23 protein-coding genes are annotated in these 26,052 nt (G+C 68.6%); 11 read left to right on the top strand and 12 right to left on the bottom strand.

Going from position 1 to position 26,052, the window contains the following annotated elements; genetic code table 11:
* The first annotated feature begins 167 nt into the window (after positions 1-167).
* Both AJAP_RS32650 and AJAP_RS32655 read left to right on the top strand, forming a co-directional pair.
* Entirely contained in the window at positions 168-2,219 is a 2,052-nt protein-coding gene (locus AJAP_RS32650; protein WP_038518686.1) for a DNA gyrase/topoisomerase IV subunit B, read from the top strand.
* A 29-nt stretch (positions 2,220-2,248) separates the two neighbouring features.
* Complete coding sequence (locus tag AJAP_RS32655; protein ID WP_038518688.1) at positions 2,249-4,735, top strand: DNA gyrase/topoisomerase IV subunit A; 2,487 nt, start codon at positions 2,249-2,251, stop codon at positions 4,733-4,735.
* Positions 4,736-4,959: 224 nt separating this feature from the next.
* On the opposite strand, the gene AJAP_RS32660 is transcribed toward AJAP_RS32655, so the two are convergent.
* The 5 genes from AJAP_RS32660 to AJAP_RS32680 are packed head-to-tail and all read right to left on the bottom strand — an operon-like array spanning position 4,960 to position 9,529.
* Positions 4,960-6,171, bottom strand: coding sequence for an acyl-CoA dehydrogenase family protein (locus AJAP_RS32660; RefSeq protein ID WP_038518690.1), 1,212 nt, complete (start codon positions 6,169-6,171; stop codon positions 4,960-4,962).
* Positions 6,168-7,037 carry an SDR family oxidoreductase gene (locus AJAP_RS32665; protein WP_038518692.1) on the bottom strand — a complete coding sequence of 290 codons (870 nt, stop codon included), beginning with the start codon at positions 7,035-7,037 and terminating at the stop codon, positions 6,168-6,170. The genes AJAP_RS32660 and AJAP_RS32665 overlap by 4 nt, the downstream gene beginning before the upstream one ends.
* Positions 7,038-7,047: 10 nt before the next feature.
* Positions 7,048-7,890, bottom strand: a complete 843-nt coding sequence (locus AJAP_RS32670; RefSeq protein ID WP_038518694.1) for a MaoC/PaaZ C-terminal domain-containing protein — start codon at positions 7,888-7,890, stop codon at positions 7,048-7,050.
* Complete coding sequence (locus tag AJAP_RS32675; RefSeq protein ID WP_016331679.1) at positions 7,887-8,318, bottom strand: type II toxin-antitoxin system Rv0910 family toxin; 432 nt, start codon at positions 8,316-8,318, stop codon at positions 7,887-7,889. Before AJAP_RS32675 ends, AJAP_RS32670 begins: the two co-directional genes overlap by 4 nt.
* Positions 8,319-8,335: 17 nt before the next feature.
* Positions 8,336-9,529 (bottom strand): lipid-transfer protein, encoded by a 1,194-nt coding sequence (locus tag AJAP_RS32680; protein ID WP_202965551.1) that lies wholly within the window; start codon positions 9,527-9,529, stop codon positions 8,336-8,338.
* A gap of 180 nt (positions 9,530-9,709) precedes the next feature.
* Here AJAP_RS32680 and AJAP_RS32685 point away from each other — a divergent pair, with 180 nt between their 5' ends.
* Both AJAP_RS32685 and AJAP_RS32690 read left to right on the top strand, forming a co-directional pair.
* Complete coding sequence (locus AJAP_RS32685) at positions 9,710-10,657, top strand: hypothetical protein (protein ID WP_228694688.1); 948 nt, start codon at positions 9,710-9,712, stop codon at positions 10,655-10,657.
* 9 nt (positions 10,658-10,666) lie between these two features.
* Entirely contained in the window at positions 10,667-11,374 is a 708-nt protein-coding gene (locus tag AJAP_RS32690; protein WP_038518698.1) for an RraA family protein, read from the top strand.
* Positions 11,375-11,543: 169 nt separating this feature from the next.
* Here AJAP_RS32690 and AJAP_RS32695 read toward each other — a convergent pair whose 3' ends face one another.
* On the bottom strand, positions 11,544-12,365 hold the full coding sequence (locus AJAP_RS32695) for a ThuA domain-containing protein (RefSeq protein WP_038518700.1): 822 nt from the start codon (positions 12,363-12,365) through the stop codon (positions 11,544-11,546).
* Between the two features lie 133 nt (positions 12,366-12,498).
* On the opposite strand from AJAP_RS32695, the gene AJAP_RS32700 reads away from it, so the two are divergent.
* Complete coding sequence (locus AJAP_RS32700; protein WP_038518702.1) at positions 12,499-13,377, top strand: LysR family transcriptional regulator; 879 nt, start codon at positions 12,499-12,501, stop codon at positions 13,375-13,377.
* Between the two features lie 286 nt (positions 13,378-13,663).
* Here the strand turns inward: AJAP_RS32700 and AJAP_RS32705 are convergent, their stop codons facing one another.
* Both AJAP_RS32705 and AJAP_RS32710 read right to left on the bottom strand, forming a co-directional pair.
* Positions 13,664-14,458 (bottom strand): DsbA family protein, encoded by a 795-nt coding sequence (locus AJAP_RS32705; RefSeq protein ID WP_038518704.1) that lies wholly within the window; start codon positions 14,456-14,458, stop codon positions 13,664-13,666.
* Positions 14,459-14,460: 2 nt separating this feature from the next.
* Positions 14,461-14,949, bottom strand: coding sequence for a MauE/DoxX family redox-associated membrane protein (locus tag AJAP_RS32710; RefSeq protein WP_038518706.1), 489 nt, complete (start codon positions 14,947-14,949; stop codon positions 14,461-14,463).
* 91 nt (positions 14,950-15,040) lie between these two features.
* On the opposite strand from AJAP_RS32710, the gene AJAP_RS32715 reads away from it, so the two are divergent.
* Positions 15,041-15,868 (top strand): glutamate ABC transporter substrate-binding protein, encoded by an 828-nt coding sequence (locus AJAP_RS32715; protein ID WP_038518708.1) that lies wholly within the window; start codon positions 15,041-15,043, stop codon positions 15,866-15,868.
* Entirely contained in the window at positions 15,865-18,258 is a 2,394-nt protein-coding gene (gene hrpB, locus AJAP_RS32720) for an ATP-dependent helicase HrpB (RefSeq protein WP_038518709.1), read from the top strand. The genes AJAP_RS32715 and hrpB overlap by 4 nt, the downstream gene beginning before the upstream one ends.
* On the opposite strand, the gene AJAP_RS32725 is transcribed toward hrpB, so the two are convergent.
* Complete coding sequence (locus AJAP_RS32725; protein WP_038518711.1) at positions 18,243-19,031, bottom strand: ion transporter; 789 nt, start codon at positions 19,029-19,031, stop codon at positions 18,243-18,245. The two genes, hrpB and AJAP_RS32725, sit on opposite strands and share 16 nt — an antisense overlap.
* A 135-nt stretch (positions 19,032-19,166) precedes the next feature.
* Between AJAP_RS32725 and AJAP_RS32730 the strand changes: the two genes are divergently transcribed.
* The 3 genes from AJAP_RS32730 to AJAP_RS32740 are packed head-to-tail and all read left to right on the top strand — an operon-like array spanning position 19,167 to position 21,870.
* Positions 19,167-20,084: an ABC transporter ATP-binding protein gene (locus AJAP_RS32730; RefSeq protein WP_038518713.1), complete on the top strand. Its 918-nt coding sequence runs from the start codon at positions 19,167-19,169 to the stop codon at positions 20,082-20,084.
* Positions 20,081-21,127: an alpha/beta hydrolase family protein gene (locus AJAP_RS32735; RefSeq protein ID WP_038518714.1), complete on the top strand. Its 1,047-nt coding sequence runs from the start codon at positions 20,081-20,083 to the stop codon at positions 21,125-21,127. Before AJAP_RS32730 ends, AJAP_RS32735 begins: the two co-directional genes overlap by 4 nt.
* Positions 21,124-21,870: an ABC transporter permease gene (locus tag AJAP_RS32740; protein ID WP_038518715.1), complete on the top strand. Its 747-nt coding sequence runs from the start codon at positions 21,124-21,126 to the stop codon at positions 21,868-21,870. Before AJAP_RS32735 ends, AJAP_RS32740 begins: the two co-directional genes overlap by 4 nt.
* Before the next feature lie 188 nt (positions 21,871-22,058).
* Here AJAP_RS32740 and AJAP_RS32745 read toward each other — a convergent pair whose 3' ends face one another.
* The gene (locus AJAP_RS32745; RefSeq protein ID WP_038518717.1) at positions 22,059-22,604 is read right to left on the bottom strand and encodes a TetR/AcrR family transcriptional regulator; all 546 of its coding nucleotides are present in this window, start codon (positions 22,602-22,604) and stop codon (positions 22,059-22,061) included.
* Positions 22,605-22,647: 43 nt separating this feature from the next.
* Here AJAP_RS32745 and AJAP_RS32750 point away from each other — a divergent pair, with 43 nt between their 5' ends.
* Positions 22,648-23,769, top strand: a complete 1,122-nt coding sequence (locus tag AJAP_RS32750; RefSeq protein ID WP_038518718.1) for an FAD-dependent monooxygenase — start codon at positions 22,648-22,650, stop codon at positions 23,767-23,769.
* On the opposite strand, the gene AJAP_RS32755 is transcribed toward AJAP_RS32750, so the two are convergent.
* Both AJAP_RS32755 and AJAP_RS32760 read right to left on the bottom strand, forming a co-directional pair.
* Positions 23,714-24,388, bottom strand: a complete 675-nt coding sequence (locus AJAP_RS32755) for a response regulator transcription factor (protein ID WP_038518720.1) — start codon at positions 24,386-24,388, stop codon at positions 23,714-23,716. The genes AJAP_RS32750 and AJAP_RS32755 overlap by 56 nt on opposite strands.
* Entirely contained in the window at positions 24,363-25,967 is a 1,605-nt protein-coding gene (locus tag AJAP_RS32760; protein ID WP_038518722.1) for a histidine kinase, read from the bottom strand. The genes AJAP_RS32755 and AJAP_RS32760 overlap by 26 nt, the downstream gene beginning before the upstream one ends.
* Between the last annotated feature and the right edge of the window lie 85 nt (positions 25,968-26,052).

A 26,052-nucleotide genomic window follows, 5' to 3' on the forward strand; every position in this document is an offset into this window, starting at 1 on the left:
CCGCTTTCCCCAGCCGTGACCCGCCCATCGGGACAGGGTGATGCGCCACACGCGGGGCTCGGGAGAACGAAGCTGTCGGAGGGGACGGATATCCTCCAGTACGGTGTCGCGTTGAACACCACCTCCACGAGCTAGTTCGCGAGCCACGACTCCAGGAGAAGTACCCAGTGACTGCTGAGACCCTGTACGGGGCCGACGACCTGACGCATCTCGAGGGTCTGGAAGCGGTCCGCAAGCGCCCCGGGATGTACATCGGCTCCACCGACAGCCGCGGCATCAACCACCTGTTCTCCGAGGTCGTGGACAACTCGACCGACGAGGGCGTGGCGGGTCACGCCACGAAGATCGTGGTCACCCTGCACGCCGACGGCAGCGTCCAGGTCGACGACGACGGCCGCGGCATCCCCACCGGAACGCACGCCAAATCCGGTTTGTCCGGTGTCGAGCTGGTGCTGACCAGGCTGCACGCGGGCGGCAAGTTCGGCGGCTCGGGCTACAAGACCTCCGGCGGTCTGCACGGTGTCGGCGCCTCGGCGGTGAACGCGCTGTCGCACCGCTTCGACGTCACGGTGAAGCAGAGCGGCAAGGTCCACCAGATGTCGTTCGCGCACGGCGTCCCCGGCGTGTTCGACGGGCCCGGCCCGAAGGCCAAGTTCACCCGCAAGTCCGGGCTGAACGTCACCGGCAAGATGAAGCGCGGCGAGCGCTCCGGCACGTCGATCCGGTACTGGTACGACTCGCGCTACTTCGAGAGCGGCGCCGCGCTCGACGTCGAGGGTGTCCGCGCGAAGATGCGCAACACCGCGTTCCTGGTCCCCGGCGTCACGTACGTGCTGCGCACCGCAGTCGACGACTCGATCAGCGAAGAGACCTTCCACTTCCCCAACGGCCTCGCCGACATGGTCGACTTCCTCGCCCCGGACAGCGAGAAACCCGTCTGCGGCACGCTGATCATCAACGGCGAGGGCACGTACAAGGAGAACGCGGCCGACGCCAGCGGTGTCATGCAGTCCAATGTGGTGCGTCACGCGGAGATCGAGGTCGCGCTGCGCTGGGGCACCGGCTACGAGCGCACGGTGGAATGCTTCACCAACACCATCCGCAACGTGCACGGCGGCACCCATCGCCGCGGTTTCGACCGCGCGGTGCTGAAAGCCTTGCAGGACGCCATTTCCAAAACCCGCGGGCTGCTCAAGCCCAAGGAGGACATGCCGACCGTCGAGGACGTGCTCGAAGGTATGACGGCGGTCGTCCACGTCCGGCTGCCGGAGCCGCAGTTCACCTCGCAGACCAAGGACGAGCTGTCCACCGCCGGCATCACCCGCGTCATCCAGGGCGTCGTCGACAAGCACATCCGGTCCTGGACCGAGGAGCGCAAGACCAAGTCCGAGGCGAAGATCGTGCTGCAGAAGGTGGTCGACGCGGCACGCGTCCGGCTCACCCAGAAGCAGCAGAAGGACGCGGCCCGGCGCAAGACCGCGCTCGAAGGCGCGGCGATGCCGCCGAAGCTGGTCGACTGCCGCACCACCGGCGTCTCCCGCAGCGAGCTGTTCCTCGTCGAGGGTGACAGCGCCCTCGGTTCGGCGCGGATGGCGCGCGTGTCGGAGTACCAGGCGCTGCTTCCCTTGCGCGGCAAGATCCTCAACGTCCAGAAGGCGTCGCTCGGCGACACCTTGAAGAACGCCGAGATCGCCTCCATCGTGCAGGTGCTCGGCGCGGGCAGCGGGCGCACGTTCGACCTGTCGACCATGCGGTACGGCCGGGTGATCCTGATGGCCGACGCGGACGTCGACGGTTCGCATATCCGCACGCTGTTGATCACGCTGTTCGCGAAGTACATGCGGCCGGTCATCGAGGACGGCAGGCTCTACGCCGCGATGCCGCCCCTGCACAAACTGGTCACCAAGGGCCGCAACCCGGAAACCCACTTCACCTTCACCCAGAAGGAGATGGAGACCAAGTTCGCGGAGCTGGAACGCGCCGGCAAGCAGATCGTCACGCCGGTGCCGCGGTTCAAGGGTCTCGGCGAGATGGACGCCGACGAACTGTGGGACACCACGATGAACCCGGCCACCCGCTCGGTCCGCCGCATCACCCTCGACGACGTCGAAGCCGCGGAGAACGCGCTCGAACTGTTGATGGGCGAGAAGGTCGAGCCGCGCCGCAACTGGCTGGTCGAATCCTCCGACCGGGTCGACCGCGAAGCCATCGACGCCTGATTTCGTTGCTATTCAAGGAGCTTTGAGCAATGGCACGCCGTAAGGGCACCACGACCAAGGTCGACCCGTCAGCGTTCGACAAGCCAGGCGCGAACGTCTTCGACAACTCGCTGAAGACGGAGATCGAGGATTCGTACCTGGAGTACGCGTATTCGGTCATCCACTCGCGGGCGCTCCCGGACGCGCGGGACGGGCTGAAGCCGGTACACCGCCGGATCATGTACTCGATGAACGAGAACGGCTACCGGCCGACGCACGCGTACGTGAAGTCGTCCCGCGTGGTCGGCGACGTGATGGGCAAGTACCACCCGCACGGCGACACGGCGATCTACGACGCCATGGTCCGGCTCGCGCAGGACTTCTCGCTCAACGTCCCGCTGGTCGACGGGCACGGCAACTTCGGCTCCCCCGACGACGGCCCGGCCGCCTCCCGATACACCGAGGCGCGGCTTTCCCCCGAGGCGATGTTGCTGGTCGGTGAGCTCGGCGAGGACACCGTCGACTTCCGGCCGAACTACGACGGCTCGCTCGAAGAGCCGTCCGTGCTGCCCGCGGCGTTCCCGAACCTGCTGGTCAACGGCACTTCCGGGATCGCGGTCGGGATGGCGACCAACATGATCCCGCACAACCTGACCGAGGTCATCGGCGCGGCGCGGTGGCTGATCAACCACCCGAACGCCACGCTGGACAAGCTGATGGAGTTCGTCCCGGGTCCCGACCTGCCGACCGGCGGCTCGCTGCTGGGGCTGGACGAGGTCCGCCGCGCGTACGAGACCGGCCGCGGGGTGGTGCGCATGCGCGCCAGCGCCGAGACCGGGCCGCTGGAGGGCAGCCGCGGGCGGCAGGCGATCACCATCACCGAACTGCCGTACGGCGTCGGCCCCGAGAAGGTGATCGAGAAGATCACCGACGAGGTCAACAAGTCCAAGCGGCTCACCGGTATCGCCGACGTCAAGGACCTCACCGACCGCGAGAACGGCACACGGCTGGTCATCGAATGCAAGGTCGGCGTGAACCCGCAGGCGCTGCTGGCGGATCTGTACCGGCTCACGCCGCTGGAGCAGTCGTTCGGCATCAACAACCTGGTGCTGGTGGACGGGCAGCCGCAGACGCTGGGGCTCAAGGCGCTGCTGGAGGTCTTCCTCAGCCACCGCTACGAGGTCGTCACCCGCCGCACGCGGTACCGGCGCCGCAAGCGCGAAGAGCGGCTGCACCTGGTCGACGGTCTGCTGATCGCCCTGCTCAACATCGACAAGGTGATCAAGCTGATCCGCGAGAGCGAGAACGCCGCGGCCGCGAAGGACGGCCTGATGAAGCGGTTCAAGCTCTCGGAGATCCAGGCGACCTACATCCTGGACACCCCGCTGCGGCGGCTCACGAAGTACGACCGGATCGAGCTCGAGTCCGAGCAGGACAAGCTGCGCGAGGAGATCGCCGAGCTGTCGAAGATCCTCGACGACGAGTCGGTGCTGAAGAAGGTCGTCTCGGCCGAGCTGGCCAAGGTCGCCAAGGACTCCCCCGCCGAACGCCGCACCGCGCTGATCGACGGCGACCTCAAGGAGGTCCTCGCCGCGTCGAAGCCGTCGGGTCCGCTGGAGGTCGCCGACGATCCGTGCCAGGTGATCCTGTCGGCCACCGGGCTGGTCGCGCGGACGGCCGCGGAATCGGAGGAGGCGTCGGAGGTGCGGCGCCGCAACGGCCGCGTCAAACACGACTCGGTGGCCGCGGTGGTCCATTCGACCGCACGCGGGCAGGTGCTGCTGGTGACCAACCGTGGCCGCGCGTTCAAGACCGACGTCCTGCCGCTGCCGGTGCTGCCCGAGCAGGCGGGCACCGTGTCGCTTCGCGGCGGGATGGCCGCGAAGGAACTGGTGCCGCTGGAGAAGGGCGAGCGCGTCATCGGCCTGGCCCCGCTCGGCGAACAGGCCGCCGGCTCCCCTGGCCTCGCGCTCGGCACGAAACACGGCGTCGTGAAGGTGTGCGCGCCGGAATGGCCGGTCCGCTCCGACGAGTTCGACGTGATCAGCCTGAAGGACGGCGATGAGGTCGTCGGCGCCACCTGGCTCACCGACGGCAACGAGACGCTGGCGTTCCTGTCGTCCGAAGCGTCACTGCTGCGCTACGCCGCTTCGCTGGTACGGCCGCAGGGTCTCAAGGGCGGCGGCATGGCAGGCATCGTCGTGCGCGGCGAGGCGGAAGTGGTCTTCTTCGGCGCGATCCGCACCGACGACGCCGAACACGGCGAGCCGATGGTCGTCACCGCGACCGGCGCGAGTGTGAAGGTGACCCCGTTCAGCGAGTACCCGGCCAAGGGCCGCGCGACCGGTGGTGTCCGGGCGCAGCGGTTCCTCAAGGGCGAAACGCGGCTGATCGTCGGCTGGATCGGCCCGCGTCCGGCCGGTGCCGCCCGCAACGGCGACCCGGTGGAACTCCCCGAAGTCGACCTCCGTCGCGACGGCTCCGGCCACGCACACCCCGGCCCGGAGGTCGTCGGTCACCTGATCGAACGCGACTGACCCCGCACTCACGTGATTGAGCGCGGAACTCGCGTGCTTGGAGCCGTTCCGGCCCCAAGCACGCGAGTTCCGCCACCAATCACGCGAGTTCCGCCTCCAATCACGCGAGTTCCGCCTTCAGTCACGCGTGTCGTCCGTCCGATCACGCGTGTCGTCCGGCTGGTCACGGGTGTCGTCCGTCGGGGAGCCGGGATCCCACGTGGTAGCAAAGGTCCCTTGCTCCCTCAGCGACCGAGCAGGCCCTTCGCGATGTGTGTCACCTGGATCTCGTTGCTCCCCGCGTAGATCATCAGCGACTTCGCGTCCCGCGCCAGCTGCTCCACCCGGTACTCCGCCATGTACCCGTTGCCGCCGAACAACTGCACGGCCTCCATCGCGACCTCGGTGGCCGCCTCCGACGAGTACAGCTTCATCGCCGAAGCCTCGGCCAGCGTCGGCATCTTGCCCGCGCGCAGGGTCTCGATCAGCTGGAAGACCATGTTCTGCACGTTGATCCGCGCGACCTCCATCTTCGCCAGCTTGAGCTGGATCAGCTGGAACCGCCCGATCTCCTGGCCCCACAGCTTCCGGTTCTTCGCGTAGTCCACGCACAGCCGATGACATTCGTTGATGATCCCGAGCGCCAGCGCCGCGACCCCGATCCGCTCGACGGCGAACCCGGACTTCACCTCGGCCTTGCTGTCGCCGTCGCGGCCGGTCTCGGACTCGCCGAGTAGCCTGTCCCGCCCGAGCCGGACGTCGCTGAAGAACAGCTCGCCGGTCGGCGACGACATCATGCCCATCTTCTTGAACGGCTTGCCCTGCGTCAGCCCCGGCATCCCCTTGTCCAGCACGAACGTCAGCACCTTGCGGTCCCGGACCGCCGAGCCGTCGTCGAGCTTCGCGTACACGATGATCGTGTCGGCGTAAGGCCCGTTGGTGATGAACGTCTTCTGTCCATTGAGGACGTACTCGTCACCGTCGCGCCGCACCGACGTCTTCATGCCACCGAAAGCGTCCGAGCCGGAGTCGGGTTCGGTGATCGCCCACGCCCCGACCTTCTCGAACGTCGCCAGCCCGGGCAGCCAGCGTTCCTTCTGCGCTTGCGTGCCCTTCGTCAGGATCGTCTGCGCGGTCAGCCCGATGCTCACGCCGAGCGAAGCGACGATGCCGAGACTGACCCCGGCCAGTTCGCTCACCGCGATGAGCGCCATCGCCTCCTGCCCACCGAACGCCAGGCCACCACCCGAACCGGATCCAGGGGACTTCGACAGCAGTTTCGACACCGATTCCCGGGCGAGCGCGTCGATGCCGAAGGACGCGAACATCTTCCGGATGATGTCGTACGGCGGCAGCGTCCCGCTTTCCAGCGCGTCGAGGTGCGGCCGGATCTCCTTGTCGACGAACTCCCGGATCGCGTCCCTGATCAGCAGTTCGGTCTCGGACCACTCGATCACGGGAGCCTCGCGGCGATGTCGTCGATCTCCCAGGCGGCCTCGGTTTCGATCACCTTGACGTCGTGCCAGCCCGCGAGTTCGGAGATCGCGCCGCCCTGCACGGCGAACACCTTGCCGGTGAGCGGGCATTTCTCGGTCGCGAGGTAGGCGACCAGCGGCGAGATGTTCGCCGGGGAGAACGCGTCGAACTCCCCCTCTTCCACCTCCTGGGCGAAGATCGCGCCCATCCCCGGCGTCGCCAGAGTGAGCCGCGTGCGCGCGATCGGCGCGATCGCGTTCACCCGCACGCCGTAGCGCTCCAGTTCCTCGGCGGCGACCAGCGTCAGCGCGGCGATCCCCGCCTTCGCCGCGCCGTAGTTCGCCTGCCCCGCGTTCGGCAGCGTGGTCCCGGACGCGGAGGCGGTGTTGATCACCGAGCCCGCCACCGGCTCGCCTGCCTTGCTCGCGGTCTTCCAGTACGCGGCCGCGTGCCGCAGCACCGCCGCGTGCCCCTTCAAATGCACGGCGATCACGGAATCCCATTGGGACTCCTCAAGTCCGGCGATGAACGCGTCGCGCAGGATGCCGGCGTTGTTCACGACGACGTCGAGCCTGCCGAACTCGTCCACCGCCTGCGTCACCAGCTCGGCGGCGCCCGCCCACTCGGCGACGTTGGCCGTGTTCGCCACGGCCTTCCCGCCCGCCGCGCGGATCTCGTCGACGACCTCCTGCGCGGGCCCGGCGTCGCTGCCGCTGCCGTCGTTCGCCCCGCCGAGGTCGTTGACCACGACGCTCGCGCCCTCCCGCGCGAACAGCAGCGCGTGCTCGCGGCCGATCCCGCGTCCGGCGCCGGTGATGACGGCGACGCGTCCGTCGAGTGCTCCCATGGCTTTGCTCCTACTCCGCGAATTCCGCGAGACCGTCCTTGATCACGACGGTTTCGCCGACGGTGGTTTCGAACGCGTAGCTCCCGGCGCCCGCGCGCCAGATCCGCGTCGTCAGGTCCTGGCCGGGCAGCACCGGCTTGGCGAACCGGACGGCGAACCGCTTCAGTCTGTCCACATCGGACCCGGCGATCTCGGTCAGCAGCGCCCACGAGGTGAACGCCATGGTGCACAGGCCGTGCGCGATGATCCCCGGCAGCCCCGAATCCTTCGCGACCTCTTCGTCGAGATGGATCGGCATCGGGTCGCCGGCGGCGGGCGCGTACCGATATGTCTGGTCGTCGTCGACGTGCTGGTTCACCTTCGCCACCGGCGCCTGCGAACGGAGGTTTTCGTCGAACTTGTGGTCCGGCCCGAGTTCGCCGCGGGTCTCCCCGGTGTCGAACCCGCGCACGAACAGCGTCACGTACTGCTCGTTGACCAGGTCTCCGTCGTCGGTCCGGCATTCGAGGTGGATGGTGCCGCGGGTACCGTTCGGCAGGCCCTCGTAACCGGTCATCCGCGCCCGCGACACGAGCTTGTCGCCGGGACGGATCGGCCGATGGAACCGGAACTCCTGCTCTCCGTGCACGATCCGGCCGAACAAGCCGACCGGGACGACTTCGAGCGCGGGTTCCATCAGCGACTCGAACACCGGCACGATCGCGAACACGGGGCTCGCGACGTCACCGTCGAGGTGCGCCGGGATCGGGTCGTTGGTGGCCTTCGCGTACTCGATCAGCCGCTCGCGCGTGACCTCGAACCGCGACTCGTCGGTCCATTCGCCGAGCCCGCCGGGGTCGAACCGCTCGGTCACGAGACCAGCGCCTTGAAGTTCTCGAGGGAGGCGTCGAGGTTCTTCTTGCCGTCCTTCTCGACGGCCTTGCCGAGCGCGCCGACGATCATCTGACCCGCGAACTCCGCGTCGATGCTGGCGAGCGAACCGTCTCCGGACGCCTCCACCGACAGCTCGAACTTGACCTTCACCCCGGCCATCCCGGTGCCGGAGATCGCCAGCTTCGACGGCGCCTCGAACTCGTCGACGGTCCAGGTGATCGTGTTCGGCATGCCGAGCATCGTGACGACCTCGGAAGCCTGTGCTCCCTTGGAGAATTCGGCCGGGACCTCACCCTTCCACTTGGTGTGGATGGTCAGCCACTTCTCGAAGTTGTTGGGGTTGGAGAACTCCGCCCACACCTTGTCGGGAGCGGCCGGGAGTTCGACGGAGGCACTGATCTTGCCCATGGTTCTTCCTTTCGGGATCAGCGCTCGGCGCGCTGGTAGGCGGTGACGACGGCGGCGCCGCCGAGTCCGATGTTGTGTTGCAGCGCGGCCTGGACGCCGTCGACCTGGCGTTTGCCGGCGGTCCCGCGCAGCTGCCAGGTCAGTTCGGCGCACTGCGCGAGGCCGGTGGCGCCGAGCGGATGTCCCTTGGAGATCAGCCCGCCGGAGGGGTTGACGACCCATTTCCCGCCGTAGGTGGTGTCTCCGGAGTCGACGAGCTTCCCGGCCTCCCCTTCGGCGCAGAGACCGAGCGCTTCGTAGAGCAGGAGTTCGTTGGCGGAGAAGCAATCGTGCAGCTCGATGACCTGGAAGTCCTCCGCGCCGAGCCCGGCCTGGTCGTACACCTGGCGCGCGGCCTGGACGTTCATGTCGTAGCCGATGATGTTCTTCGCGGTCCCGTCGAAGGTGCTGGCGAAGTCGGTGGTCATCGCCTGCCCGACGATCTCCACGGCCTGCCCGTCCAGCCCGTGCGAGTCCACAAAGGACTCGCTGGCGAGGATCGCCGCGCCGGAACCGTCCGAGGTCGGTGAGCACTGGAGCTTCGTGAGCGGGTCGTAGATCATCCGTGAGTCGAGGATGTCCTGCAGCGAATAGCTTTCCTGGAACTGCGCGTACGGATTGTTCACCGAATGCCGGTGGTTCTTCTCGCCGATCTTGGCGAAATGCTCGGCGGTGGTGCCGTAGGTCTTCATGTGTTCACGGCCGGCCGCGCCGAACATCCACGGCGCGGGTGGGAAGAGCACCTCGGAGATCTCCGCGAGCGCCTGAAGATGCTTGCCCATCGGCTGCTCGCGGTCGTCGTAGGTCGAGCCGAGCGATCCTGGCTGCATCTTCTCGAAGCCGAGCGCGAGCGCGCAGTCCGCACGGCCGCCCCGGATCGCCTCCGCGGCCAGGTACAGCGCGGTCGACCCGGTCGAGCAGTTGTTGTTGACGTTGACGACCGGGATCCCGGTCATGCCGAGTTCGTAGACCGCGCGCTGCCCCGAGGTCGACTCGCCGTAGACGTAACCGACGTAGGCCTGCCGCACCTCGTCGAAGGAGATTCCGGCGTCGGCGAGCGCCTTGGTCCCGGATTCCTTGGCCATCTGCGGGTAGTCCCAGCCCTCGCGGCGGCCGGGTTTCTCGAACTTCGTCATGCCCACGCCGACGACGTACACCTTGTTGGCCACCACGACGCTCCTTGTCGTTGCCGGGTCGCTGCTGCCACTGAAGATACAGACAGGTTTGTATTTATCAACCTTTACATACAGGTCTGAACGGATGTTACTTCCGGCACGTTGCGTGTCAGGTGACGCAGACGGGCGAGCCGCACCCCCGTTAAACAGGGAAAACACGACTCACAGGGGGTACTGATGAAACGGACGAGCATGGTCTTGGCGGCCACCGTCGCCGCCGGGCTGATGTCGGCGGGCACCGCGTCGGCGAGCGACTGGACGATGAGCTACCTGAGGCCGCCGGGCGGAGACGCCATCCGGGTGGTGGCCACCGACGGGGCCGGGAGCTACGCGGGGCACTCCGACCGGGGACTGCTCACCTGGTCGGGCTGGATGGTGCGCAACCACGGCTTCCCGGCGGGCTACGACACGGTCGAAGCCGTGGACGAGAACACGTCGAAGGCGATTCTCACGAACGGGTACGCGATCTCGACGAGGACCAAACGCTCGTTCGTCCACCAGAACGGCGGGTTCCAGCTCCTGGAGAACGTCCCGGGGTACGCCCAGACGGTCGTCACCGGGATGAACAACCGCGGCGACATCGTCGGCGACGTGTTCAACGATCCGCGATACGGCTCACGGGCGGCGTTCTGGCCGGCCGGCGACCGCGCGCACCCGGTGCTCCTGGACTCCCCGCCGCTGCTCAGCCCGGTGGACATCGATCACGATGGCACGATCCTGATGCAGGAGCAGGGCGGCGGCGCCTGGCTCTGGAAGGACGGCGTGGCAAGGCAACTCGCCCTTCCCGAGGGCGTCCGCGAAGCACGAGCCATCGCGATCCGGGACGGCAAGGTGCTGGCCGATCTCCAAGGGGGCCAACGGCTTTGGACGGCCCCTGACACCTCCATCCCGGTGCCGGAGACCATGACGGTGACCGCGCTCAACGGGTCGGGACTCCTCGCCGGCTGCTTGCGGACCATGGGTACCGCCACGATTCCCGCGGCGTGGACGCCGGGCGGCCCGGTCGAGACGCTTCCCGCGCCGTCCAGCGGTTGCGGCGCGATCGTGGGCGACAACGGGGAAATCATGGGGACCCTGCAGGACGACGACTACTTCGACAAGCTCGTGGTGTGGCGCCGTGGCTAAAGTCGGGGCATGGATCCCGAAGAGCTTCGGCAGCGGTTCTCCCTGCTGACCACCGCGCATCTGACCGACGGCTGCGTGCGCGCCGGCGTTCAGGTCCGGTGCGCGCCCGCGGGCACGCACTCGGTCGTGCCCGGCGTCCGCGTCGCCGGGCGGGTCACCCCCGCCCGGCACGTCGGCAGCGTCGACGTCTTCCTGGAGGCGTACGAAATCGCGAACCCCGGCGACGTCCTCGTCGTCGACAACGGCGGCAGGCTCGACGAGAGCTGCGTCGGGGACCTCGCGGTCCTCGAAGCGGAGGCGGCCGGGCTGAGCGGCGTGGTGATCTGGGGGCTGCACCGCGACACGGCCGACATCAAGAAGATCGGGCTGCCGGTGTTCAGCCTCGGGTCGATCCCGACCGGCCCGCTCTCGGTCTCCGCCCGCCCGGACGGCGCGCTCGAATCGGCCGCCATCGGGGAATGGACGGTGACGCGGGAAGACCTCGTGTTCGGCGACGAGGACGGCGTCCTGTTCGTCCCCGCCGACCGGGCGGACGAGGTCCTGGACCGCGCCGAAGGCATCCGCGACACCGAGCGGCGCCAGGCCGACCGGATCCGCGGCGGAGAGTCCCTTCGCGAGCAGGTCCGCTTCGCCGACTTCCTCGCGGAGCGGGCGAAGTCACCTTCGCTGACGTTCCGGCAGCACCTGCGGGCGGTCGGGGGCGCCATCGAGGAGTAGCAAGGGACCTTTGCTATCACCCGGCCCCGGACCCCGCGCAGGCCGTCCGCGAAGGCCTCCTTCACTACCTTCAGGGTAGGCAAGGAGGCCTTCACGGCACCGCGGGAGAGCAAGGGACCTTTGCTACCACCGAGGCCCCTGACCTGCGGAAAGGGAGCAGGGGCCCGGCTCATCCTCGTGCGGTTTGCCTTCCACCGAGCCACAGCAGACCGTCGACGACGAAGCGGTTCTGCACCTCGCTGCCGAAGGTCGACGAAAGCGGCTGGTTCGTCTCGTAGTTCATCTTGTTGTGCCCGAAGTTGGCGTAGAGCATCTTGTACTTGGCGTTGGTCCAGAGGATCGGGTAGTACCCGCTGTACCAGGACTGGTTCGGATCGGTCCCGAGCGGGAAGCTCACCGGATCCACCGACGCGAGGATCCGGATGTCCGGGTTCTTGCGCAGGTCGCTGTTCCAGGCGTACCACTCGCTCACCGACGAGGTGAAGGTCGCGGGCAGCCGCGTGGTCGAGGAATGCGGCCGGTTCTCCACCTTCAGCGTCGCCGTCGTCGGGCCCCAGGTGTTGGACTTGAACGCACCCGTGCCGAGGAACCTGTTGTGGTACCAGTCCCATGTGGACGGATTGGTGGTGAACGCGGCCACGTGGAAGCCGAAGAACGCGCCCCCCGCGTTCATGTAGCGCTCGAAGCCCGAGCGTTGCGAGGAGGTCTGCGGCAGGTCGTCCAGGAACAGCACGACCTGATACTGCGACGGCTGCAGCGAGCTCAGCCGGTTCCAGTCGTTGGTCGCGGTGTAGCTGAAGTTGTTCTGCGAAGCGGTTTTCGGGAACCACTGGTTGGCTTCCTTGACGAAGCTGATGTGCGCCGCGTCGTAGGTGCCGTTGTAGAACGCGAGCACCTTGAACGCGGGTGCCGCCTGCGCCGCCACCGGCGCCGACGCCAGTGCGAGACACGAAACGAACAGCAGAGCGAGCCGGACCACGAATTTCGTCATACCTCACCACCCATGCCGAGAACGCGTAAATTCATTGCTTGAATTAACACATGACACAGCATCGATGGTCTAGACCTGCGAGAAATACGGTTCCCGGTGACCGGCACGGAGCCGCATCGATAACCTGGAGATTATGGAACTGCGGGATATCGAGATCTTCCTGGCGCTGGCCGACGAGCTACATTTCGGCCGTACCGCGGAGCGCCTGCACGTCTCGCAGGCGCGGGTGAGCCAGTCGATCAAGCAGGTGGAGCGCCGGATCGGTGTACCGCTGTTCGCCCGCACCAGCCGACGGGTCCGGCTCACCCCGATCGGCGAACGGCTGCGAGACGACCTCGGCCCCGCCTACCGCGCGCTGCACGAAGGCGTCGACCGCGCGATCGCGGCCGGCCGCGGGATCGGCGGCGTGCTGCGGCTGGGTTTCGAAGCACCCGGCGTCGCCGACCTGACCGAAGAGCTGCTCGACCGTTTCCGGCAGCGCTACCCGGACACCGAACCGCTCATTCGCGAGGCTGATTTCGCCGACCCGTTCGCGATGCTGCGATCGGGTGAGATCGACGTGCTGGTGACGCTGCTTCCGGTCGACGAACCCGATCTCACGACCGGACCGGCCGTGTACACCGAACCGATGGTGCTCGCGGTGTCGTCGAAACACCCTTTCGCGCGACGGAAGTCGGTCACTCTCGACGACCTCGCCCGCGACACCGTCCTTCGCGCGGCGCATCCGCCGGAGCCGTACTGGGTCGAAGAACCGCGACAGTGGCTGACGCCGGCCGGGCACCCCGTGACCCGGGGCGCCCCCTTCGCGACCTTTCAAGAGCTGCTCGCCGCGATCGCCACCGGTGCCGGTATCTGCCCGCTCGCCGCGCACGCGCGGGAGTACTTCAGCCACCCGCGGATCCGCTTCGTGCCCTTCGCCGGATCACCCGACGTCGAGTGGGGCCTCGTCTGGCCGCGCTCCGCGGAGACAGCGCGCGTACAGGCCTTCGCCGCCGTCGCCTCGCACCCCTGACCTGCGAAAGGGAGCAAGGGACCTTTGCTACCACGTCCCCGGCGGGCAGGGGTGTGTGGAAATAGGGACGTTGAGTGTCCCTATTTCCACACACCCTGTACGACGCGTAGCGGTGTTGACTGACTGTGTGGATTTTGGTGCGTTGGATGACCAGAAATCCACACGGTCACCGCGGCGCGGAGAGCAAGGGACCTTTGCTACCACCCGGCCGCCCCCACCGGCCCCGAACAGCGTGAAGGCCCCCTTCCCTCGGCTGATCCGAGGGAAGGGGGCCATCACGGGAAAACTAGCTGACGACCTTCTGCACCCAGTCCTGCTCGAGCTTCACGACCTGCCCGTTCGAGGTGACGGTCGGCGTGCCGAAACCGGGGCCGTTGCCGAAGTCCTGCTGCAGCGACGGGTCCGTCGAGATCTTCTTGTACGCGTCCTGGATCTCCTGCTCGTACGCGCCACTGTTGACCTTGAGCACGAAGGTCGGGTCGGTGATGCCGACGTCCTGGCCGAGCTTGATCAGCTGCGCCTTGTCGAACCCGCGGCCGCCTTCCTCCGGCTGGTCCTTGAACAGCGCGTCGTGGAAGGCGAGGAACTTGCCCGCGTCGGCCGCCGCGAGGGAGGCGTTGGCGGAGTCCAGCGAGTAGCCGGGCGGGTCGGAACGCTGGTTCAGCATCGGCAGCATGTGGTACCGGACCTGCAAGGTCCCGTTGTTCACCTGCTCCTCGATCTGCCCCTTGAAGGTCTCCTCGAACTGCTTGCAGACCGGGCACAGGAAGTCGGCGTAGACGTCGATGGTCTTCTTCGCCTCGGGCTTGCCGACGGTCACGACGGCACCGTCGCGCTTCTCGACGACGCCGGGCGCCGATGTGCCCGTCTGCGCGCCGATCACCTTGCCCTCGGTGCTGTCCTTGCTGGAGGTCGTCCAGATGACACCACCGATCACCAGCGCGGCGAGGACGACCACCGCGACGGTGATCGCGACGACCTTCTTCTTGTCGCCGCCCGCGACGCCCCTGGCCTGTGCCACCGAACGCGCCGCCGTCTGCTGCTGCTTGCGTTTCCGAGCGTTGCGCTCAGCTCCACCCACGATTATTCGTTCCCTTCAGCGATACCCACATAGTCGTCGTCGGCGGAGGCGCGAGAGTTCCCGAGCCAGCCGTCCACGGAAAACCAGGTCCGCGGCCGCACGATCAGCCAGACACCCAGGAGCGCGAATCCGAGGTCCCTGGCGATCTCCTGCGGATACTGCGTCTGATCCGCGGCGATCTGACCGCCACCGCCGAAACAGCCGCAATCGATGCTCAGCCCGCGCGCCCAGGATTGGGCGATCGCGGCGATGAGCACCGCGAGCAGCAGCACCGACAGCACCGACACCCACCGGGTCACGAACCCGGCGAGCAGGAACAGGCCGAGCGCCAGTTCGACGAGCGGCATCCCGATCGCGACCGGGCGGACGAGCCCGTCCGGCAGGACATCGAACGCCTGGACCGCGATGTAGGTCTGCCCCGGGGCGCTGATCTTCAGCGCTCCGGAAATTAACCAGACGGCGGCCAGTCCGAGCCGGGCGAGTGTGCCCACGGCGTCGAGTACGACTTGGGGCGGTCTACGCACGGGCCTAGGCTAACCGCCGACCCTGAGAACAACGTGAGGCGGCGGACGGAGGCACCCGATGAGGGGACGCGCCCTGCTGGTGGCCTGCTTGATGCTGGTCACAGCGGCGGCCTGCGGCGAAGAGGCCGGTCCGTCGGATTCTCTCGTCGCGCGCGCCGTCGCGTCCAACAAGCTCACCATCGGCATCCGCTTCGACCAGCCGGGCCTTTCCAAACGGACGGTCGACGGCCGGTACGTCGGCTTCGACGTCGACGTGGCGAAGTACGTGGCGAGCGAATTGGGTGTCGACGAGGATCACATCACCTGGCACGACAGCAGGCCGTCGTCCCGCGAGACGGACATCACCTCGGGGACCACGGATCTGATGGTGGCGACCTACTCGATCACCGAAAAACGCAAACAGGTGGTCGCGTTCGCCGGCCCCTATTTCGACACCGGCCAGGATCTCCTCGTCCGCCTCCGGTCGACCGACATCACCGGTCCCGAGAACCTCAACGGCCGTAAGCTGTGCGCCGTGGGCGGCACCACCTCGGCGGAGCAGGTGCGCGACAAGTTCGCCCAGGCCGTGCAGCTCGTCGAGTACCCGCGCTACCAGGACTGCGTCACGGCGCTGCTCGCCGGACAGGTGGACGCGGTGACCACCGACGACGTCATCCTCGCCGGTTACGTGGCGCAGAACCCGGAACTGCTGCGGGTCGTCGGCAAGCCCTTCTCGAAGGAGAAGTACGGCGTCGGCCTGCGCAAGGACGACATCGAGGGCCGCGCGGCGGTGGCCAAGGCGATCCAGAAGATGATCTCGTCCGGGGAATGGCTCGATTCGCTGAACCGCAACATCGGCCCGTCCGGCTACCGGATCCCGCCTCCGCCACAGGTGACCGAGCGGTGACCCTTCCCGATCTGCCGGTTCGCGCCGTCCTGCCCGAACTCGAAGCCGCACTCGACGCCCACGGCACCGCGGTCCTCGTCGCGCCCCCTGGCACCGGAAAGACCACTTTGGTGCCGCTCGCGCTGGACAACGGCGAAGGCCGGGTGATCGTCGCCGAACCGCGGCGGCTCGCGGCACGGGCCGCCGCGGCGAGGATGGCGTCTCTGCTCGGCGAACGGGTCGGTGAGACGGTCGGCTATTCGGTCCGCGGCGATCGGAAGGTGTCTTCTTCGACGCGGATCGAAGTGGTCACCTCGGGCCTGCTGGTCCGGCGGGTGCAGGGCGATCCCGAGCTGGCCGGGGTGTCGGCCGTCCTGCTCGACGAATGCCACGAACGCCATCTCGACGCGGACCTCCTGCTCGCGCTGCTACTGGACGTGCGCGCCGGGCTGCGGGACGACCTACGGCTGCTCGCGACGTCCGCCACGGTGGCCTCCGGACGGCTGGCGGCCCTGCTCGGCGACGCGCCGGTGATCACCGCGCACGCGAGGACTTATCCCGTCGACGTCTCGTACTCCCCGCCCGCGCGCGGCGAGCGGATCGAGGCGACCGTGGCCCGCGTGATCCACAAAGCACTGTCCGAAGTGGACGGTGACGTCCTCGCCTTCCTGCCCGGCGCCGGTGAGATCGCCAGGGTGAGCGGACTTCTCAACGGTCTCGACGCCGACGTGCTGCCCTTGCACGGACGGCTTTCGGCGGCGAGCCAGGACGACGCGCTGCGCCCGCGCGATCGTCGCAGGGTGGTGCTCTCGACATCGGTCGCCGAATCCAGCCTGACCGTGCCGGGGGTACGCGCGGTGGTGGACTGCGGACTTTCCCGCGTTCCCCGCGTCGATCACCGGCGCGGCCTGCCCGGATTGGCGACGGTCCGCGTTTCGGCCGCGGTCGCGGAACAGCGCGCCGGTCGCGCCGGACGTGAGGCGCCGGGCCGCGCGTACCGCTGCTGGGCCGCGCACGAGCAGGGTTCGCTGCCCGCCTATCCCGAACCCGAGATCCGGACGGCGGAACTGGCGCGGTTCGCCCTCGAACTCGCCTGCTGGTCCACTCCGGACGGTTCCGGCCTCGCCTGGTGGGACCCGCCCGGCGAAGGCGCGCTGGCCGCCGGGCGAGCGTTGCTGACCACGCTCGGGGCGACCGCGGAGGACGGCACGGTCACCGAACGCGGCCGGAAGATGGCCGGGCTGGGCCTGCATCCACGGCTGGCGAGGGCGTTGCTGGACGGCGCGGCGCGGACCAACGCACGCTCGGCCGCCGAAGTCGTCGCGCTGCTGGACAGCGGCGGCACCCTGACCGACCTCGAAGCCGAGCTGCGCCGAGTGCGCGGCGACGAGCGCTGGAAGCGTGACGTACGACGGCTTTCCCGGCTGGTGCCCGACGGCGGCAACGCGTCCGATCCGGCACTGGTGGTGGCGCTCGCGCATCCCGAGCGGCTCGCGCGACGGCGTGCCGCGGGGACGCCGGTGTATCTGATGGCAGGCGGAACTGCGGCCGAACTCCCGCGCGGCAGCGGACTCGCCGACGTCGAATGGCTGGCCGTGGCCGAAGCGACCCGCGATCCCGGCCGCGCACAAGGCATCATCCGGCTGGCCGCCCCCGCCGACGAGGACCTCGCCGTGCGCGCGGCGCCGAATCTGGTGTCCTCAGAGGACGAAGTGCGCTGGTCTTCGGGTGACGTCGTCGCGCGATCGGTGCGACGGCTCGGGGCGATCGTGCTCGCGGAGAAACCGTTGCGCTCACCCGCGCCGGACGCGATCCGCGCCGCGCTGCTGGACGGTTTGCGCACCGAAGGACTCAGCCTGCTTCGCTGGTCGGAAGACGGGAAGCGACTGCGCGAGCGGCTGTCTTTCCTGCATCGAGTACTGGGCCCGCCTTGGCCCGCGTTCGGCGATGCGGACCTGCTGTCTACTGTGGACAGCTGGCTGGACCTCGGCTCGGCTCGCCGCCGATCGGACCTGGCATCGCTGGACGCGGGTGCCGCGCTGCGTGGATTGCTGCCCTGGCCCGAAGCGTCGCGTTTGGACGAACTGGCGCCGGATCGGCTGGAGGTGCCGTCGGGTTCGCGGATCAGGGTCGACTATTCGGGCGAGCAGCCGGTGCTGGCCGTGAAGCTGCAGGAGACCTTCGGCTGGCTCGCGACGCCGAAGCTGGCGGGTGTCCCGGTGGTGCTGCACCTGCTCTCCCCCGCCGGGCGGCCGGCCGCCGTCACCGCCGATCTGGAATCGTTCTGGCGCAACGGGTACGCGGCCGTGCGCGCCGATCTTCGCGGCCGCTACCCGAAACACCCGTGGCCGGAGGATCCGCTGACCGCCGCGCCCACCCGGCGTACCTCAAGAGGTCAGTCCATCAGCTGATGTTGCGGCTTGGTCGGCAACTGCGCCGCCAGCTCCTCGTCGTCCTCACGCTCGTTCAATCCCAGCTGCACGGCGCTGCGAATCTGCTCCCGGTTCTCCCGCACCACATGCGCGAAGAACTCGTCGATCCGCGGATCGGTCAGCACTTCGAGGATCACGCGCATCGCGGTGTCGATCACCGAACGCACCACTTCGTCGTGGAACGGCAGTTTCGAAAGCCGCCCGGCCTGCGGATCGTTCTTGAGCTTCTCCGCGATGATCCCGCGCAGCAGCGTCTGGTTCTCACCGAGCGAACGCGCGAGGTTCTGCGGATAGTTCCCGGTTTCCAGCACCTTCACGACCTCGTCGAGCACCGCGATCGTGATCGGCTTCTTGATCGCCAGCACGATCGGCCGCGAAAGCCGTTCGACCAGCCGCTGCGTGAACCGCTCCCCGAACGCCCTGTCCGCCGTACGGGCGAGCCGGACCAGCACCACGATGATCCGCAACAGCCGGAAGCCGCGCAGCGCCGGATGCGCGATGGGGATCATGCCGAGGATTTCGTACCAGTTGCGCAGCGGGAACCGCTTCTCCCAGCCGTTGCGCCGCCACCGCCAGAGGAATTCCAGCGCGAAGATCCCGCACACCGTCGTGTCGATGACGAAGACGCGGTGCGCCGTCTCCGCCGAATGCGGGAAGAACGTCACGTAGGCGAGCAGCCCGACCGAGAACACGGCGAGGACGAGCATCACCAGGTCGAGCGGATTCACGCGCCGTTGTTCGCGGGTGGTCATGGCGCCGATTGTGCCTTTCCGCGCCGACTCGTGCCGAGCGGCACCTGCCGAAAGTAAGGGGTGGCCGATGACTTCGGGGCAATGTCCTCGGGTGTCCCCACATCGGAGGATTCAGGGACACGAAGGAGGACGCGGATGATCACGCTTCGAGGACTCACGAAGCGCTATGGCGAGAAGACGGTGGTCGATGGGCTGACCTTCGCCGTCGAGCCGGGCAAGGTGACCGGTTTCCTCGGTCCCAACGGCGCGGGCAAGTCGACGACCATGCGGATGACGCTCGGCCTCGACGCGCCGAACGACGGCGAAGTCCGCATCGACGGCAAGAGGTACGAGGACCTGCGCTTCCCGCTGCGCGAGGTCGGCGCGCTGCTGGAGGCGAAGGCGCTGCACCCCGGCCGGAGCGCGGGCAAACATCTTCTGGCGATGGCGCGCAGCAACGGGATCCCGGCGAGCCGGGTCGACGAGGTGCTCGCGACGGTCGGCCTCAGCGACGTCGCGGGCAAACGCGCCGGAACGTTCTCCCTCGGCATGGGGCAACGGCTCGGGATCGCCGGCGCCTTGCTGGGTGATCCCGGCGTGCTGATGTTCGATGAGCCGGTGAACGGGCTCGACCCCGACGGCGTCCGCTGGGTGCGGCACCTGATGCGGTCGCTCGCGGAGGAGGGCCGCACGGTGTTCGTGTCGAGCCACCTGATGAGCGAGATGCAGCTGACCGCGGACCGGCTCGTCGTCATCGGCAAGGGGAAGCTCCTCGCCGACGCGCCGGTCGACGAATTCATCGCGGGCAATTCGCGGACTTCGGTCGCGGTGCGGGTGCCCGCCCCCGCCGAACTCCATGCTCTCGAACAGCGCCTGCACGCGCTCGGCGCGACCACGGAAGCCGATCAGGGCGAACTGGTCGTGCACGACCTGCCCATTCATCTCGTCGGCGACGCGGTGCACGAACTCGGGATCCGCGTACACGGGCTGACCGAACGGACCGCCTCGCTCGAACAGGCGTACATGGAACTGACCGCGTCGTCGGTCGAATACGGAACGGGAGTCGCGGCATGAAATCACTCATGGTCATGGTGGCGGTGATCGCCGGCCTGCTGGGGGTGCCGGCGGCCGCGTCGGCGGCACCGGCACCGGCTCCGGCGCTGTCGCTGCCCGCGCCGTACGGCCCGTTCCCGATCGGGCTGCGCACGCTGCATCTCACCGATCAGCGGAGAGCCGACCCCTGGGTGCCCGAAAAGCGCCGCGAACTGATGGTCAACGTCTGGTACCCGGCCGTGCCGATCGGCCGCGCGCCGCTGTACATGACGAAGGCCGAGTCGGCGGCCGCGGTCGCCGGGCGGAAGCTCGACCTGCCGCCGGACGCGCTGAGCAAGGTGCGGGTCCACTCGCGGGAGAACGCGCCCTCCCTACCGGGACGGCGTCCGCTGGTGGTGCTTTCGCCGGGCGCGGGCAACAACCGGATCACGCTGACCTCGGTGGCCGAACACCTTGCCGCGCAAGGTTTCGTGGTCGCCGGAGTGGATCACGCCTACGAAGCCTGGGCGACGGAGTTCCCCGACGGGCTGCGCCAGTGTGTCGCTTGTGGACTCTCCGGCGAGCCGTGGCCCTCCGCGATCGCCAACCGCGCCGTGGACACGTCGTTCGTCGTCGACACGCTGCTGAAGGACCGGCGCTGGTCGATCGACGCGACGAAGATCGGGATGGCCGGTCACTCCGCCGGGGGTTCGGCGACCGCCGCCGCGATGACCGCGGACCGGCGGATCAAGGCGGGCGTGAACGTCGACGGCCCGTTCTACGGCGACGTCTCGATCGACCGGCCGTTCCTGCTGCTGACCAGCCCGACCGGCGAGAAGTACTTCCGCGCGTCCTGGGACGAGACGTGGCCGCGGCTCACCGGCCCGAAGAGGCAGGACCTGGTCGAGAACAGCGGTCACTCGTCGGTGACGGACGCGGCGATCCTGATCGACCAGCTGGGACTGCGACCGCAGCTCCCGCCGACCGAGATCGAAAACCAGTACGGCTCGATCGACTCGCGGAAGGCGCTGGAGTTCTTCCGTACCGAGCTGACCGGCTTCTTCAAGCAGTGGAGCGCACGATGAACACGATCTCTTCGGAATGGACCAAGTTCTGGTCGGTCCGGTCGACCTGGTGGTGCCTGATCGGCGGGGTCTTCCTGATGCTCGCCTACTCCGCCGGGATGGGTTTCTCGCTGAGCGACGGCAGCAGCCGTCCGATGGCGGCGCATTCGGTGGTGGCCGGGGCGGCGTTCTACCTGACGCAGTTCGCCGTCGTCGCGCTGGCGACGCTGTTCATCACGAGCGAATACGCCAGCGGCAGCATCCGCTCGACGCTGCAGTGGGTCCCGGTGCGGAACCGGGTCCTGATGGCGAAGTCGGCCGTCCTGCTGCCGGTGCTGTTCGGCTACGGCGTGCTGAACACGCTCGCCGGTGTGGCGGTTTCGGCGCCGCAGATCCCCTCGCCCGACTCTTCGGTCGGCGAGGTGCTCGGGACCGCGGCCGGCATGGGTGCCTACTTCGCGCTGCTGGGCCTGCTCTGCCTCGGGCTGGGGACGGCGCTGCGCTCGACGGCGGGGACGATCGTGACGGTGTTCGTGCTGCTGGTGATGATCCCGATGTTCGCCGGTTCGCTGGGCGCGGAGGACCTCGTGAACTACTTCCCCGGCTTCGCGGGCGTCAACGCGATGGTCACGCCTGGGCAGCGTAATCCGATCTTCGGCGGCATCGCGCCCTACGCGCCTTGGGTCGGCGTCGCGCTCTGTGCGGCTTGGGCCGCGGCCGGGCTTGCGACCGGTTCCACCGTCCTGCGGCGGCGCGACGCCTGACGGGGAGCAAGGGACCTTTGCTACCACCCGCGCCGGCCGCACGTCGCGAAAGCCACTTTCAGGACGTCAGATGTCCCGAAAGTGGCTTTCGCGACTTCTCGCTCCAGGACCGACGCCTCCAGTGGTAGCAAAGGTCCCTTGCTCTCTTTCCGCAGGTCAGCGCCCTGGTTGGTAGCAAAGGTCCCTTGCTACCCCGTCACCCCGAGCCCCGCCAAAACCTCCCGCGCCCCCCGCGTCAACTCCTCCAGCCCCGGCGGCCGCAGCGAACCCGTCCCGGCCAGCGCGTCGAAGACCGTCCCCTCCAGCCACGCGACGAGCACCCGCGAGTGCCGTTCGGGCTCCGCCGATCCACACGCCGTGAGCACCTCCGCGCACCGCCGCCGGATCACCAGCCCACCCCGGTCGTAGGCCTCCCGCAGCTCCGGCCGCCGCGTCGCCTCCAGCGCGAACTCGTACCGCGCGAGCATCCGCGTCCGCCCCTTCGTGATCGCCGCGTGCGCGAACCCCGCCACATACTCGGCCAGCTGCCCGGGCGGCGGGTCGAGGGTGACCTCGTCGAGTTCGACCATCCGCGAGATCGCCAGCTCCAGCAGCGCCGCCCGCGTCCGCGCGTAATACGAGGTCGAACCCGGCGGCAGCCCGGCGAGCCGGTCGACCGCGCGATGCGTCAGCCCCCGCATCCCCTCGGCCGCGATGACCTCGATGGCCGCGTCCCCGATCGTCGCCTTTCGCACTCTACAAGTGTAGTAGTACTCTACAGGTGTAGAGGAGGTCGACATGCGCGAAGCGATCGTGATCGGCGGGGGAATCGGCGGACTGAGCGCCGCCATCGGGCTGCACGGCATCGGCTGGGAGGTCACCGTCCTCGAACAGGCACCGGCGCTCACCGCCGCCGGCGCGGGCATCTCCCTGTGGCCGAACGCGCTGCGTTCACTCGAGACGCTGGGCGTCCGGCTCGGCAAGCTGCGGGAGCAATCGTCCGGAGGTCTCCACGACCGCGACGGCCGCCGCATCACCCGATGGGATGCCGAGGCCTTCCGCCGTCATCACGGCCGCCCGCTCGCCGCCATCCACCGCGCGGATCTCATCGGCGCGCTCCACGACGCCCTTCCCGAGGGTTGCGTCCGCACCGGCGTCGAGGTCACCCGAATCGACGACCTCGACGCCGACGTCATCGTCGCCGCGGACGGGATCCACAGCATGGCCCGCAAGCAGCTGTGGCCACGACACCCCGAACCGGTCTACAGCGGAAGCACGGCGTTCCGCGCGGTGACCACCGTCGACCGGAAGATCGAGCTCAGCACCAGCTGGGACGACGGCGCCGAGATCGGCGCCATCCCGTTGCACGACGACAGCGTCTACTGGTGGGCGAGTTACGTCGCCGAAGCGGGCGTCCGCCACGAGGATCCGAAGGCATATCTGCGAGACCGCTTCGGCGGCTGGCACGACCCCATCCCCGAACTCATCGAAGCGACCGCGCCCGAGACGCTGCTCCACCACGATCTCGACCTACTCGGCACTCCCCTGCCCTCGTACGTGAAAGGCCGCGTCGCACTGCTCGGCGACGCGGCCCACGCGATGCCGCCGTTCCTCGGCCAAGGCGGCTGCCAGGCGATCGAAGACGCCGTCGTCCTCGCCGCCGCGCTCAGCACCATCGAAGACGTCGACGCGGCATTGAAAAGTTACGACGAGCAGCGCCGTCCGCGCAGCCAAGGCGTCGTGAAAGCCTCGGTCCAGGCGGGAAAAGTCGGGCCGCAACTGCGCAATCCGCTCGCCGTGGCCGTCCGCAACGGCGTGTTCCGGCTGCTCCCCGGCGCGCTCACCGCACGCATCGGCGCCGGCGTCAGCGGCTGGACTCCTCCCGTCCCCCGCCGACCAGCCCCGCCTCGTACGCGGTGATCGCGGCCTGCACCCGGTTCCGCGCGCCGAGCCGGTTGAGGATGGTGCTCACGTAGGCCTTCACCGTGCCCTCGACGACGAACAGTTTCGCGGCGATGTCCGCATTGGACAGTCCAGAACCCAGCAGCGCCAGCACTTCCTGCTCACGCGGGGTCAGCTTCTCGATCAGCGCCTTCGCCTCTTCGGCGCGGGAAACCTGATTGCCGGAAAAGCGGGCGATGACCCGCTGTGCGACCTTCGGCGAAAGGAACGCCGCCCCACCCGCGACCGCGTGGATACCGCCGAGCAGTTCGCGGGGATCGCCGGACTTCAGCAGGAAACCGCTCGCGCCCAGGCCGAGCGCGCGTTCGATGTAGGCGTCCTCGCCGAACGTCGTCAGCATGATCACACCGACCTCGGGCAGCAGCCGCCGGATCTCCTCGGCCGCCTTGAGCCCGTCCATGACCGGCATCCGGATGTCGAGGAGCACCACGTCCGGCCTGGTCGCGCGGGTCTGCTCGACGGCGGCGCGCCCGTCCTCGGCCTCCGCGACCACCTTGATCCCGGCGTCCGCGGCCAGGATCGCCGACACCCCGGCGCGGATCATCGCCTCGTCATCGGCCAGCACCACCCGGATCATCCGGGTCCCCCTTTTTCTCGTCTTCGCTGATCACGTTCTTCGACACGAGTTTCCCACCCGCGAAACACAGCCGGTACGCCTCGTAGTACCTGTCGAACAGACTGCGTTCGGTGCCGTAGTACTCGCATATCGCCCCGGCGGGCACCGGCGGTTCCAGCTGACGTGGCCGCGCGATCCGCTGACCGCCGGGCAAGAGGGAGGCGATCTCCGCGCGGGTCTGGCCGACGTGGATGCGGGCGTAGTCGCCACCGGGGAGTTCGGAGCCGTACCACTTGACGAGGAACACGGCCCCGCTGATCCCGACCACCACGCCGAAGAGCCCCATCGGCACGACGATCGCCTGGATCAGGCTGCGCCGGACGTCCCGGCGGGCGCGTTCCAGTTCCCTCGCCGACGTCGACTGCCCCACCTCGGCGTCCATCGCCGCCTGGCTCTCGGGCGATTCCTCCGACGGCGCCGCGTCGTGCGGCAAGGTCGCGCTGACCTCGAATCCGCCGTCACGAGGGCCTGCCCGCAGAGTTCCGCCGACGAGACGGACCCGTTCGCGCAGGCCGATCAGCCCGCGTTTGCCCGATGCCCTGCCCGGCAGCGGTCCCGCGGGCGGCGCGGAGTTGGTGACCACGACGTCCGTCTGCCCTTCGGCCCGTACGACCCGGACCGTGACCGCGGCACCCGGCGCGTGTTTCACCACGTTCGTGACCGATTCCTGGACCACGCGGTACGCGGCGCGGTCGACCATCGGCGGCTCACCGTCGAGCGGTTCGTCCACTGAGGACTCGATCAGCACGCCCGAAGCCCTGGTCCGGTCGAGCAGTTCGTCGATGCTCTCGTGCACCGGCTCGGTCGGCGCGTCGTCCTCTCGCAGGACGCCGATGATCTCGCGCAGCCGTTCGGTCGCCGTCGCGGCGCTCTGCCGCAGCTCACCCGCGGCCCGTCGCTGTGGTTCGTCGAGTCCGCCCGCGACCTCCAGCGCCGCCGCGCGCACCGCGATCAGGCTCAGCTCGTGGCCCAGCGAATCGTGCATGTCACTGGCGATCCGGGTGCGCTCACGCAACCGCGCGCGATCGGCGACGAGCCGCTGACGGCTCTCCATCTCCTCGGCGCGACGCCAGCCGTCGCGCGCCATGTCCTCGCGCTGCCGGACGTACCTGCCCAGCAGCCAGGGCGTCACCCCCGCGAAGACGAGGACGCCGAGCAACGCACCCCAGGACGCGAAGCCGTCCTTGCTCCACAGCAGCGCGACAGGGACAGCAAGCACCGAAACGGCGGCGAAGAGGCGCAGCATCGGTTTCGCGACCGGTTGCCGATAGCCGGCGAGGTAACCGACCGCGACGAGGACGAAGCCTTCCCAGATCGGCACCCGGCCGCCGAAGCTGCCCATGACGACGAAACTGGCCACCATCGCGATGGCGAGCGACACGAGCGGATACCGGCGCGCCGCCGCGATCGCGGTGGTGGTCGCGGTGAGGCCGGCGAGCAGCTCCCAGTGCCTCGTGCTGGATCCGGCGTCGATGACCACCCAGCCGCAGAGCCCGAGCCACAAGGCGACGTCCATGACCAGCCGCCGCCCACGCCGCACGGGCTCCTCAGCGTCCTTCACACGACAGGACGCTACAAGCCGCGACGAGCGGTCCGCCATGGACGAAAGTAAAGGTCCCCTGCTT

It is taken from the genome of Amycolatopsis japonica (assembly GCF_000732925.1).
GTDB lineage: Bacteria > Actinomycetota > Actinomycetes > Mycobacteriales > Pseudonocardiaceae > Amycolatopsis > Amycolatopsis japonica.

What these genes read in the sequence shown, in the direction of transcription:
- AJAP_RS32655 (WP_038518688.1), top strand. Translation starts at nt 2,249, where the DNA reads ATGGCACGCCGTAAGGGCACCACGACCAAGGTCGACCCGTCAGCGTTC.
- AJAP_RS32665 (WP_038518692.1), bottom strand. Translation starts at nt 7,037, where the DNA reads ATGGGAGCACTCGACGGACGCGTCGCCGTCATCACCGGCGCCGGACGC.
- AJAP_RS32675 (WP_016331679.1), bottom strand. Translation starts at nt 8,318, where the DNA reads ATGGGCAAGATCAGTGCCTCCGTCGAACTCCCGGCCGCTCCCGACAAG.
- AJAP_RS32685 (WP_228694688.1), top strand. Translation starts at nt 9,710, where the DNA reads ATGAAACGGACGAGCATGGTCTTGGCGGCCACCGTCGCCGCCGGGCTG.
- AJAP_RS32690 (WP_038518698.1), top strand. Translation starts at nt 10,667, where the DNA reads ATGGATCCCGAAGAGCTTCGGCAGCGGTTCTCCCTGCTGACCACCGCG.
- AJAP_RS32695 (WP_038518700.1), bottom strand. Translation starts at nt 12,365, where the DNA reads ATGACGAAATTCGTGGTCCGGCTCGCTCTGCTGTTCGTTTCGTGTCTC.
- AJAP_RS32700 (WP_038518702.1), top strand. Translation starts at nt 12,499, where the DNA reads ATGGAACTGCGGGATATCGAGATCTTCCTGGCGCTGGCCGACGAGCTA.
- AJAP_RS32715 (WP_038518708.1), top strand. Translation starts at nt 15,041, where the DNA reads ATGAGGGGACGCGCCCTGCTGGTGGCCTGCTTGATGCTGGTCACAGCG.
- AJAP_RS32725 (WP_038518711.1), bottom strand. Translation starts at nt 19,031, where the DNA reads ATGACCACCCGCGAACAACGGCGCGTGAATCCGCTCGACCTGGTGATG.
- AJAP_RS32730 (WP_038518713.1), top strand. Translation starts at nt 19,167, where the DNA reads ATGATCACGCTTCGAGGACTCACGAAGCGCTATGGCGAGAAGACGGTG.
- AJAP_RS32735 (WP_038518714.1), top strand. Translation starts at nt 20,081, where the DNA reads ATGAAATCACTCATGGTCATGGTGGCGGTGATCGCCGGCCTGCTGGGG.
- AJAP_RS32740 (WP_038518715.1), top strand. Translation starts at nt 21,124, where the DNA reads ATGAACACGATCTCTTCGGAATGGACCAAGTTCTGGTCGGTCCGGTCG.
- AJAP_RS32750 (WP_038518718.1), top strand. Translation starts at nt 22,648, where the DNA reads ATGCGCGAAGCGATCGTGATCGGCGGGGGAATCGGCGGACTGAGCGCC.
- AJAP_RS32755 (WP_038518720.1), bottom strand. Translation starts at nt 24,388, where the DNA reads ATGATCCGGGTGGTGCTGGCCGATGACGAGGCGATGATCCGCGCCGGG.